Genomic DNA, 10,846 nt, shown 5'->3' on the forward strand with positions numbered 1-10,846 from the left:
TCAGTGCTGCGCTTCCATATATGGACAAATCCCTGACAAGCATTACCGGAAGAGGTTCCATCTCATCACTCTCTGCAGGATTACATAAGCTCATAAGTTTCGTAAGTTACATAAGTTATGTAACTTTACAATTTCATCTTCCTGGCAAATCAATCGAGATAAGTTCTTCGTACTAGTGGAACATGTAATTTTCAGTGCTGCGCTTCCATATATGGACAAATCCCTGACAAGCATTACCGGAAGAGGTTCCATCTCATCACTCTCTGCAGGATTACATAAGCTCATAAGTTTCGTAAGTTACATAAGTTATGTAACTTTATAATTTCATCTTCCTGGCAAATCAATCCAGATAAGTTCTTCGTACTAGTGGAACATGTAATTTTCAGTGCTGCGCTTCCATATATGGACAAATCCCTGACAAGCATTACCGGAAGAGGTTCCATCTCATCACTCTCTGCAGAATTACATAAGTTGCGTAAGTTACATAAGTTATGTAATTTTATAATCTTATATTCCTTATAGATCAGCTGCTAACTGTTTATGTAATAACCTTGCAATTAAAACACACACTTCTCAATAAAGACCAAATTATAGAACTAGGGTTACCAGGGCAGACTAAATTTTTCCTATAGGTTAGTCGTGTTCAAAATAAAAATTTCTATTATTCAGGTTATGATAACTTTTCTGATTTATATTTTTCTTTATAGCCCACTTTTAACAAATCAGAATAATACTTTTTTACCTTTTCAGGGTCGAGGAGTTCAAGTGAAATCCTTTCTTTAAACGCTTCGATCTCTTCGCCTACATTGGCATATTTCCCCCCGAATTCGGGATATTTGATAAGGTCACACAATTTTTGAGCGAAAAATATAGATTGTTTTGGTGTCAGCTGATATGTCGGTTCCAGTACCTTATCACTAACAATTAAGGAAGCTTTTTGATTAAAAGAAAATTCGATATGTGTAATTGTTCTCCCTTCTTTTTTCTGCTCATAACTTACGTCGATATCAGTAAGTTTATTAATTTGATCTATGGCAACCGTCAATACACGCTTTTTGAAATCTCCCATGGTTTTATATTCATTTTCAAGTAGACCTAACTTATCACGCAATTCAACCATACTAATATATAGCTTGCCTTTGCTACGCCATCTAATCAAAAGTTCATACAGCCGTATAGCGTATACACTAGATAATTGAGAAATTTGCTTTAATTCATAACGAGTAAACTTTTCTTCAAGTTTTACAAAAAGCTGTAAAATATCAGGAGCAAAAATTAGTTGAGCACATGCAGCTTCTTTAACATAGCCAACTTTTGATACCCAACGGCTTTTGTAGACCGCTGGCTTACCTGTAACAGGATCTATGGCCTTATAGGTGAGTCTACGTTCAAATAAGTTATCACACGCTCCCTGAAGAGCCTCATAGGCCGCTTGACGACCCAAATTAAAGTGCTTCATGTATTCAGACGCATGTATTGTTAGCAATGTATCCGATGTAAGCTCTTTTTCAATTTCCCTAGCTGCAATAATTGCAACTAAAATTAAGCGTTGTTCAGACAGAGTCAATGCATAAGATGCTTCAATCAAGTTATTGTCTTTATAAATTAGATTTGCCATATTGTGATTAAAGAAATAAATTCCATTAATAGACATTAACACTTAATGTCCATTAATGGAAGATCTATTTATGCCAGGAAAACGTCCATTAAATAAAGGAAAACGTCCATTTAAATAAAGGAAAACGTCCATTTATTGTCAGGAAAACGTCCATTTAAATAAAGGAAAGTGTCCACTTATTGTCAGGAAAACGTCCATATAAAACCTCTGAAAACTAGACTTCATAAGGCATTCAGAGGTTCTATAAATATAAATTTATAAAATATATATAAAATTAAAAAAGAACATTACTTGTGGATAACTTTTTTTTAACTTTATTTTTCACAATAGTTGATTCATGAGATTGAAACTTGTACATTATTTTCAACAAAATTACGTAACTTACATAACTTATGATTATTTTAGTAGGTGGTGAAAAAGGCGGAGCTGGTAAAAGCTGCCTTGCCCAAAACTTAGCAGTTTATTTACAAGAAAAGAATAGAGATGTTCTGCTTCTAGATGCAGATCCTCAAGGCACAACAACTGACTGGATTAAAGAACGTGATGAGAATGAGGATTTAAAAAATATTCCATCTGTACAAGCTTCAGGCAATATTCGTCAAGTTTTAAAAGATTTATCAAAAAGATATGAAGATATTATCATTGATGCTGGTGGACAAGATTCGGAAGCATTACGTTCTGCTATGACTATAGCAACACATATGCTCTTGCCTTTTAGGCCTAAACGTAGAGATCTAAAGACTTTGGATCATATGGAACAAGTATTAAAACTGGCACGAGCAGTGAATCCAGATTTGAATGCAAGAGCAATCATTACACAATGCCCAACATTACCGTCACAAGTACAGCGAATTTTAAATGCTAAAGAAGCCTGTGTATCGTTCGGAATAAAAGCATTAGACCACATCACGACAAATCGAAATGTTTATGATGATGCAGATGAAAATGGCTTATCTGTTTTTGAAGTAACAAGTGATCCTAAGGCAAAAGCAGAAATTGAAGGGATAGCTCAAGAGTTTTTAGGAGTATAACTATGGCAGGTCTTAGCGGTTTAAAAAAGAAAACTGACGAGCTTTCAGATCAGGATAAACTGGTTGAAAATTTCATATCTGGAGCTGATAAAAGAGTTAAGGATCTAGAAGTTTCACAAAAGAAATTCGTTCGTTGTACCTTTTCTTTGAACCAAGAATTAAGTGAATTAATTGATGAGTTAATTATCAAAAGTAATAACGCTCGTGTTAACAGATCTAGTATTGTAAGAATAGCTTTAGAGTCACTGGCAGAGCAGAATTTAGAAGATTTTAAGCAGCTCGTTGATAAAAGTTTTAAATAAAATAGAGAATGGAAGAGGTTATTCAATCTATAAGATTAAATAACCTAACTTCATAACTTCATAACTTCATAACTTCATAACTTCATAACTTCATAAAAAATTAGGTGGTGTTTTAAAAAGTATGCTGAAAAAAAATATGGCTTTTGATAGAATAGAGGTATGAAAATAACGATACAAATCAAATGTCCTACCTGTCTAAGTAATAATATAAAGAGAAATGGCATCAAAGTAGATGGGAAACAAAACCATCAGTGCAAAGATTGCAAACATCAGTTTATTGGTGATCATGGATTAAGCTATCAAGGGTGCAATTCAGGTATTACGAACCTTAAGTGAATCGACCTATCAGATTCGTCCTAAACAAAGTCACTACGAATGTCTTGAAGTCGATGAGCTTAGGAGAAGCTGTAATTTTTCGAAAAAGTTAGAAAATCACTTTAAGGCTTTCGATTTAACCTTCTTCTACATCAATAATGGCTGCATTTAATCCCAGTATAATTTTTGGAACACCACCTGAAATCAATCATTATTTGTGTGGGTGGTCGAGCTCCGCTTGGGCGAAAAAAGCTTCTGCTTTACGAAGAATTTCATTCGCCCGTTGCAGTTCTTTATTCTAGTTTTCAAGTTGTTTGATACGTTGCTGATCTAAATGCATTTGATGCCTGGCACGAAGTTTTTCAGGAGTACAGCCAATCTTGCGAGAAATTGTTGTGATTGCAATTCAAGTCGAGGGATATAGTCTTTTTCGGGTTTGACAAGTAAGCGAACTGCTCTTTCTTTTTCTTTGATTTCAGGGGTATATTTGGGTTTTGTCATCGGAACCTTCTCTCAAGAAAAGTTGTCTCCAACAAACCCGGTACGGTTCAGTAAAAGAGCTGTCCAAATCACATTGCAGCCCATTAACATAGCTAATTTCATTTTTTATGTAACTGGAATACAAAAGCCCTTGTTTTAACAAGGGCCTTTGTATTAAATTTATTGGCGTTACAGTTAAATGATATTACCAGTATCTTTTAACGAAAGATCTGTAGAGCGGAAACTCGTACAGATAATCACCAGAGGCTTGTAACTGCCAGTTCCTCATATTTTAAGGAAATTATTCTTTTGTACAACCGTTTATATGTAAATTTTTTTGTACACAGTCTAATTTTTTGAGAAATTGCTTTGGTTTCAATGCCTCAGATATAAAAAATTTCGTTAAATGTGCTTCGTCATACAATTTAAACCCATCGGTTCGTTCACTACGTCTGTACAAAAGATTAAGTTTGTAAGTGCAACTGTTTATATGTTGGCTTGATCTTCTTCGTGGCTTTGATGTGCAGGTGGATAAGTGACGGCAGGCATCAAAGGCTAAAGATTTTATAATCGCTTTCCTATCTGAAGAATTGCACTGGGGAAAGGGCGCAGGGAATAGCACGACATTCACGCACGATTGAGTATTGGGAAACCTTGCCAAGTGTGCGCTTCGTGTAGAGAGAAAGGCGTGTGCGGGATGGATAGTTAGATCCAGAAATACTCTCTTGCGACTCAGACTAAACGCAATCTGAGCGTGTCGATTGAAAGCGAAAGGCGGCTCCATACCGTGAAGAGCGACAACGGCAATATTCAAATACCTGTGTCAATTTTTATTGGCGAAGGTAGGGTGAATATTGCCGAAATCTGCTCAGGACTCTCCACCCGTGATGAGCATCGCGAATCATGGGTGGAGAGTCCTGAGCAGATTTCGAGCATTAATAATCCTGTTGATAAATCATAAAAGCCCAACGCTTGTGTGTTTGGCTTTATCAAATCAATTGCAGGAGCTTATCCCTAAAACTGTCGTATAACAGCCGCAGTGATAATACCAGTCCCTATAGCAACTAGAGGTTTTTTGAAAATCACCGCTGTTATAGCTGTCGCTAATAATGCACATCGAGCACCAAGATCCCCCTCAATTGCAATTGGAGCCAATATAGCGACCAATACAGAAGCTGACATTGCGCTAATAAAACGCTGTATTCGGTCATTGATTGGGATAAAGGACATGATGAAAACACCACCCCAACGGGTGGCCAATGTTACAAGTGCCATAATGAAAATAATAAGTCCTACCGACTGTGTACTTATCTCTAAATTCATGCCTGTTTGTCCTTTAATAGCATACCAACAACGCCACCTACTAAAGCTCCAACAACAACATGAGAGTTTTCAGGTAAGTACCAATAAGCAAGTAATGAACTTATAGCTGCTGCTCTCCATATACAGATAATTCTTAAATTTTTCTGCCCCCCAACAACCATTGACAGCAGAAAACAAGCCATAACCATATCTAGACCAAAATGGGTTGGGTTTTGAATAACACTACCAAAATATAAACCCAAACAAGTCCCTATTACCCAGAATAGCCATAGAGCAATTCCGCCACCAAATAAAATTGAACCGTACCGGGTTTGTCGGAGAGTCAATATTCTGAGAGACTATTCCGATGAAAAAACCAACCTATACCCCCGAAATTAGAGAAAGAGCGGTTCAATTACTAATTGAATCTGAAAAAGATTATCCTTCTACTTGGGCTGCAATCACAGCAATTGCGCCTAAGATTGGTTGTACTCCTGAAACACTTCGTGCCTGGCATCAAAAGCATTTAGATCAGCAAAATCCTATTAAAGTACAACAGATATCTGACCAAGAAAAAATGAAGCAAATGGAACGTGAAATTAAAGAATTAAAGCGTGCCAATGAAATTCTACGCAAAGCAGCCGCTTTTTTCGCCCAGGCGGAGCTCGACCGCCCACACAAATAATGGTGGATTTCATCCATAACAATAAAGACTTATATGGTGTTGATGCGATTTGTAGGATTTTACCGATCGCACCTTCAACCTATTACCGAACTTTAGATCTCGCTGACAATCCAGAACATCGAGCGAAACGAGATCTACATGATGAGCATCATGCTGAACAAATTAAACGAATTTGGAAGGAAAGTTTAGGTCGATATGGTGTACGTAAAGTTTGGCAAAAATTGAAACGTGAAGGCTATGTTATTGCACGTTGTACAGTTGCTCGATTGATGCAGAAGCTAGATATACAAGGTGTTTGGCGTGGTAAGAACAAACAAACTACCCGCAACCGAGATGATCAAAAACGAGCAGATGATTTAGTGAAACGTAATTTTAGTGCTGATCGACCTGACCAATTATGGGTCAGTGACTTTACGTATATTCAAACTCATTCAGGCTGGGTCTATACCGCCTTTATTATTGATGTGTTCTCACGAGCAATTGTTGGATGGAAAGTATCTACACGGATGAATACAGATATGGTGCTCGATGCACTTGAGCAAGCATTGCACGATCGAGGCATGCCAAAGAATGTGATTCATCATTCCGACAGGGGTGTGCAATATCTTTCGATTCGCTATACCAATCGTTTAGAAGCAGCAAATTTACGAGCATCAGTCGGTACAACTGGTGATTCATACGATAATGCTTTGGCTGAAACGGTGAATGGCTTATACAAAACAGAGGTGATTGAATATTTAAAAGCAGATTGGCAAGGTTTAGCAGATGTACAACTTGCGACACTAAACTGGGTAGATTGGTTCAATAAAAAGCGTGTACACAGTGCACTGGGTTATGTGTCGCCTTTTGAGTTTGAAGCAATGTACTATGATAAGATTAACCCGTTAGGTCAGGTGGCTTAACTTAAATAAAAAAGTCTCCGACAAACCCGGTACGGTTCATAAGTGTCCAAGTAGAATAAGAATCAATGTCCAATGTTATGTGCGATTGAATGTTCAATTAAATAAGAATATCCAAACTTTCTGAGTCGAACCATTAATGAAGTATCCATACCGCCATATTTAGCACGCCATTTATAGAATGTAGCATTGCTCATGCCATGTTCACGGCAAAGAGTAGCGACAGGTGTACCAGATTCCGCCTGTTTCAGAATGGACATGATTTGACTGTCAATAAATTTAGATGTTTTCATACAGAATTTCCTGCTTGTATCTTAAGAGAAAATTCTACTTTTAGATCCTTTTATTTTTAGGAGGGGATTACCATCTGAACTCTTTAAAAGCAGCCTATGCAGAAATTTCTTGTTTGAAAAAGGCTGCTGCGTAATAAATATTAATAGAATTTATGTATTAATTTCATAGGACAGAATAATAAATTTAAAAAATTGTGATGCACTTCACATACTGTCCGTTTCTAACAAAAAACCGTCCGTTTCTAACAAAAACAAAAGTGTTACATCCCCAAATTAAAACGTTACATGTCACGAGTTAAACCTGAAATTTGAAAGATAGATGTGTGTTATTTTTCTTCATTGTTAATTATTAATTAATTGATATTTATCTAAAATATTATTTTATTTAGCAGGGGAAACAAATTCATTGAAAATAAGAATACGATGCTGAAAACGATATAAATTTGATGAATAACTCAAAAATAAATAAAAAAACAAACCTCAACACATTTTTTAAAGAAATCTGCATAATTTCAAGCCAATTTCAAATTTTTTAAGATTTTTTAGATATAAATCTATATCAATGAACATTAATTCGAGATTGAACGCTGATTTACAACTCGTTTCCGTTTGAGAAATAAAGTAACTCTTTCAAAAAAAATAGATGATTTCGTTCAAAAAAAATCGAAATTCGACGGATGGGATTTGAATTTTTTAATTCCTTTATGCTTGGGATTCAGGAGGGGATATTGTTCTTAAAAAGAGCAGTTTATTAAGCAAGCCTACCTGTAGCTACAAAAATAAAGTTCTACGAACTTCACTTTTGGTACGCAACAGGGCTTGTTAGGGGCGACCCCCTAAGACCCCATAAATCACCAGTCTGAACAGGATAGATAAATGAAAAGGACCAAACGTGAAATCACGAAGCGACTTCGTTTTAATGCTGAACAGGGGGCGCAGTTAGATAGTTTTCTTCAGGAACATGGAATTGGTTTTACCAAGCTGATTCATATCCTTATTCAGCGCGAGTTATGTCGATGTTGGCCACTTGTTCACCGGACCAGTGAAGAACAAGCCCTTAGTGAACCTTCTAAGCTGTGGCAGTCCGTACCACTCAAAAAAAGATCCTTAAAAAATACAGTGGGTCGCCCGGTACCCAGTGCCGACCCTCAACTCTTACTGGAACTTGGCCGAATCGGAAATAATATCAACCAGATTGCACGTTCACTGAACTTCTTATGTCTTCAACAAACTGAAGACATTCAGAAGTTTTCCTTTGTCGATTGCGTGGATGTTCTGGTCACGATTCAGTCTGATTTACATCAATATCTTCCTGTGCTCCCAAAATATTTTGTTTCTGATCAGCTTGCGAAAAACAGAAAAGCAAAAGCAATTCAACGGGTAATGGAGGATCGATAGATTATGCTTATCAAATTTTTAAAGTCAGGCACAGGCGATCCAAAGCTGGCAGCAGCCTATGTAACAGGTGAGCAGGATCATCAAGGTGACCGGCGAGCAGGAGTAAAAATCCTGAGAGGAGATCCTGCCACCTTTGCGATCATTGCTGAAAGTATCAAGTTTCAATACTGCTACACCTCTGCAGTGATTGCCTGGTCGCCCGAAGACCATGTATCAGATGCACAGCTTGAAGAAGTTCTGGATCTGTTTGAGGAACATGCTTTTGCCGGATTGAGTCCAGAACAATATCACATGACAGCTGTAATGCATGCTGAGGATAATGGCTCACGCCATCTACATATACTGGTCCCTCGAATTGAACTGAATTCAGGAAAATCATTAAATATTGCTCCACCAGGACATCATCATTACTTTGACCCACTGCGTGATTTTTTAAACCATAAATATGGTTGGGCAAGACCTGATGACCCTACCCGTATAAAGAGCATAAAACTTAAAAATCATCATGAGATGCAAAACGCAGCTGCAATTAAAGCCGGTATGCAGCATCTGCCCAAAAAGACCCGTTTGGAGTTAATTCACCAATATGTAGAACAACGCATTGTCTATGGAATCATCAATAACCGAGATGATTTGCTCAAGAGTCTGTCCGAACTTGGTGAGTTAAGTCGAAAAGATGATCACTACATTTCACTTAAGACCAGTTATGGAACAGACCGTTTAAAAGGGAAGTTTTATCATGCAGAGTTTTCATTCGATGCTTACCGAAAAAATCGAGCAGGACCGGAAGCAGCACGAGCAGTATTGCCTGGACATCCGGCAGGACTTGCAGCACCTTCAGCAGAACTCACAGAATGCCTTAAGCGACTTGAACAAGTTCGAAGAAAACGTTTTACGTATCACCAAAAATATTATCGAACCGGAATTCCTGCGACTGGAGACTCTCTCGAACCACTATCAGGATTATCGGCAGCGCCTGGAGCAACAGTTAAAGCAGAGCTTGGCAGAAACCCAGACTATCGATCTGGAATTGATGTTGTACAACATCAAAACCGACACCCAGTTTCAGGACATTCTGAAGCTACATCAGCGCCAACAGAAAATCTTGCAAAATCTACAGAGCGATTTGAGCAGGAACAGGGAATTACTCGACCAGATACAGCAGAGCAGCGAGCAAGAGCAACAGAACAGCAGTGCACTACGCAACGACCTTCTCAACATGATGCCATTGCTGAAACAAATACAGCAGCAATGCCGCAACAACAGCTCTCAAGCGAAATCAGCAGAACAGTTAAGCCATCAGCTTGGAGATGGAATCAGTTTGATACAGCAGCTCCATCAGCAATGCAAAAAAATACTGTGGTGTCTTGGGATATTCGGCACATTCAGCATGCTGTCACTGCTCAGGGATTTTATCTAAATATCGGAGTGCAACATGATAGAAACATTGTTACAAACCCAAAAAAACCAGTTAATTCTCCAGCTAAAGGGCATGATTCAAGCTTTGGAACACAAAACGGAAGTGCTTCAGCAGGAAGCCCGGCATTACCAGCAGGTCTTCGAAGCCCAAAAAGCATACATCGACGAACTCATGAAGTCACAAAAGCTTCAGAACGACTATCAGGAGCTTATGCGCAAAGAAAACATTCTTATGATGAAGAAACTGAACGATATGAAGCAGAAACTAATCGAGAGAGACAAGATCCTCAGGCGCTATCAAGACGAAATCAAGAAAGAGATATCTTACAAAGAACTAATCGATTCTTTAACAGTATTTGGGCGCGAATTAGAGCTACGTTTAAAACTGTTATTGACCAGCTCACACCTTCGCCCACTGATACAGGAAGAACTCCAGAGCAGTTTAAGACCGTATCTAAACGCCTTGAAACAGTTGGAATCGATCGACTGGTCAACCTTGCAAGACGAAGAGCTGAACACCGAAAACTTATTGAGCATGTTAGAAGAGTTAAAGCAGAAATAGAGGCCAGTAACCAACCAAAAAATGATCCTCTTGTGATAAAAACTATCAGTGCCGAATTGAAGAAAATGAAAATACGATATACAGATTTATATTTGGATGACGCGTATATATATGCAAATAAGGCTGAAGGCTGCTTTCATGACTTATGTGATCCAAACATCGCACCCGAAAGTAAAAAAATGAATATGGAGGGATACATCCACTTTATAGAAGAATGTTTAAATGAGTTCAGGGTACAGTTGCCTCGGATGAATACCGGGGAAACTGAGGGGTTTGAGAACCTGATGACAGTCGTTGAATTGCATATTAAAGAACTCAATACCACTAACCTAAAGATAGGGCCAACAATTGACTTAAACGAGGCACAGCAATATCTGGGAGATATGGTTCAGGATGTTCGAGCAAAACTGGCCCAAAGGCTAACCGAGTTATCCGAAGATTCACATCTAGATCATCAAAATGATGCAGTACTTTCACCAAGAGAATCCGAGCCAACTCGGTCGAGTAGCTCGGATTATGATGCCTACTTTTAAAGAGACACC

At 38.0% G+C, this 10,846-nt stretch carries 9 protein-coding genes, 3 pseudogenes and 1 other annotated feature; of the genes and pseudogenes, 7 read left to right on the forward strand and 5 right to left on the reverse strand.

The window, feature by feature from the left end; all coding sequences use genetic code 11:
• Positions 1–670 precede the first annotated feature (670 nt).
• On the reverse strand, positions 671–1,618 hold the full coding sequence (gene repM / locus FTU90_RS14690) for a replication initiation protein RepM (RefSeq protein WP_201774891.1): 948 nt from the start codon (positions 1,616–1,618) through the stop codon (positions 671–673).
• 392 nt (positions 1,619–2,010) lie between these two features.
• On the opposite strand from repM, the gene FTU90_RS14695 reads away from it, so the two are divergent.
• The 3 genes and pseudogenes from FTU90_RS14695 to FTU90_RS14705 all read left to right on the forward strand — a co-directional run bounded on the left by FTU90_RS14695 (position 2,011) and on the right by FTU90_RS14705 (position 3,438).
• On the forward strand, positions 2,011–2,649 hold the full coding sequence (locus FTU90_RS14695) for an AAA family ATPase (protein ID WP_151205098.1): 639 nt from the start codon (positions 2,011–2,013) through the stop codon (positions 2,647–2,649).
• 2 nt (positions 2,650–2,651) lie between these two features.
• Entirely contained in the window at positions 2,652–2,951 is a 300-nt protein-coding gene (locus tag FTU90_RS14700; RefSeq protein ID WP_004969894.1) for a hypothetical protein, read from the forward strand.
• A 159-nt stretch (positions 2,952–3,110) separates the two neighbouring features.
• Positions 3,111–3,438, forward strand: a pseudogene (locus FTU90_RS14705) (IS1 family transposase).
• Here the strand turns inward: FTU90_RS14705 and FTU90_RS14710 are convergent.
• Positions 3,437–3,767: pseudogene (locus tag FTU90_RS14710) on the reverse strand (IS3 family transposase); the annotation flags it as partial. The pseudogenes FTU90_RS14705 and FTU90_RS14710 overlap by 2 nt on opposite strands.
• Before the next feature lie 766 nt (positions 3,768–4,533).
• Here FTU90_RS14710 and FTU90_RS14715 point away from each other — a divergent pair.
• Positions 4,534–4,707, forward strand: a complete 174-nt coding sequence (locus FTU90_RS14715) for a hypothetical protein (RefSeq protein WP_155756720.1) — start codon at positions 4,534–4,536, stop codon at positions 4,705–4,707.
• Positions 4,708–4,760: 53 nt separating this feature from the next.
• Here the strand turns inward: FTU90_RS14715 and FTU90_RS14720 are convergent, their stop codons facing one another.
• Positions 4,761–5,069, reverse strand: a complete 309-nt coding sequence (locus tag FTU90_RS14720; protein ID WP_004897618.1) for an AzlD family protein — start codon at positions 5,067–5,069, stop codon at positions 4,761–4,763.
• Entirely contained in the window at positions 5,066–5,311 is a 246-nt protein-coding gene (locus FTU90_RS14725; RefSeq protein ID WP_257222451.1) for a hypothetical protein, read from the reverse strand. Before FTU90_RS14725 ends, FTU90_RS14720 begins: the two co-directional genes overlap by 4 nt.
• A gap of 104 nt (positions 5,312–5,415) precedes the next feature.
• Between FTU90_RS14725 and FTU90_RS14730 the strand changes: the two genes are divergently transcribed.
• A protein-coding gene (locus tag FTU90_RS14730; protein WP_155757018.1) for an IS3 family transposase occupies positions 5,416–6,635 on the forward strand; the annotation gives its coding sequence in 2 pieces (ribosomal slippage) (positions 5,416–5,692 and positions 5,692–6,635; 1,221 coding nt in all).
• Positions 5,691–5,807 (forward strand) — a sequence feature (AL1L pseudoknot). (Overlaps the previous gene by 117 nt.)
• 116 nt (positions 6,636–6,751) lie before the next feature.
• On the opposite strand, the pseudogene FTU90_RS14735 reads toward FTU90_RS14730, so the two are convergent.
• Positions 6,752–6,925: pseudogene (locus FTU90_RS14735) on the reverse strand (transposase); the annotation flags it as partial.
• An 876-nt stretch (positions 6,926–7,801) separates the two neighbouring features.
• Between FTU90_RS14735 and mobC the strand changes: the two are divergent.
• Both mobC and FTU90_RS14745 read left to right on the forward strand, forming a co-directional pair.
• The gene (gene mobC, locus FTU90_RS14740; RefSeq protein WP_004282058.1) at positions 7,802–8,323 is read left to right on the forward strand and encodes a plasmid mobilization relaxosome protein MobC; all 522 of its coding nucleotides are present in this window, start codon (positions 7,802–7,804) and stop codon (positions 8,321–8,323) included.
• A gap of 3 nt (positions 8,324–8,326) precedes the next feature.
• On the forward strand, positions 8,327–10,837 hold the full coding sequence (locus tag FTU90_RS14745) for a relaxase/mobilization nuclease domain-containing protein (RefSeq protein ID WP_180073016.1): 2,511 nt from the start codon (positions 8,327–8,329) through the stop codon (positions 10,835–10,837).
• Positions 10,838–10,846: the final 9 nt, after the last annotated feature.

This window comes from Acinetobacter sp. YH12200 (assembly GCF_013418175.1).
GTDB lineage: Bacteria > Pseudomonadota > Gammaproteobacteria > Pseudomonadales > Moraxellaceae > Acinetobacter > Acinetobacter pseudolwoffii.

Bases quoted from the DNA above. Each gene is read 5' to 3' on its own strand.
- FTU90_RS14700 (WP_004969894.1), top strand. From the start codon at position 2,652: ATGGCAGGTCTTAGCGGTTTAAAAAAGAAAACTGACGAGCTTTCAGAT.
- FTU90_RS14695 (WP_151205098.1), top strand. From the start codon at position 2,011: ATGATTATTTTAGTAGGTGGTGAAAAAGGCGGAGCTGGTAAAAGCTGC.
- repM (WP_201774891.1), bottom strand. From the start codon at position 1,618: ATGGCAAATCTAATTTATAAAGACAATAACTTGATTGAAGCATCTTAT.
- FTU90_RS14720 (WP_004897618.1), bottom strand. From the start codon at position 5,069: ATGAATTTAGAGATAAGTACACAGTCGGTAGGACTTATTATTTTCATT.
- mobC (WP_004282058.1), top strand. From the start codon at position 7,802: ATGAAAAGGACCAAACGTGAAATCACGAAGCGACTTCGTTTTAATGCT.
- FTU90_RS14745 (WP_180073016.1), top strand. From the start codon at position 8,327: ATGCTTATCAAATTTTTAAAGTCAGGCACAGGCGATCCAAAGCTGGCA.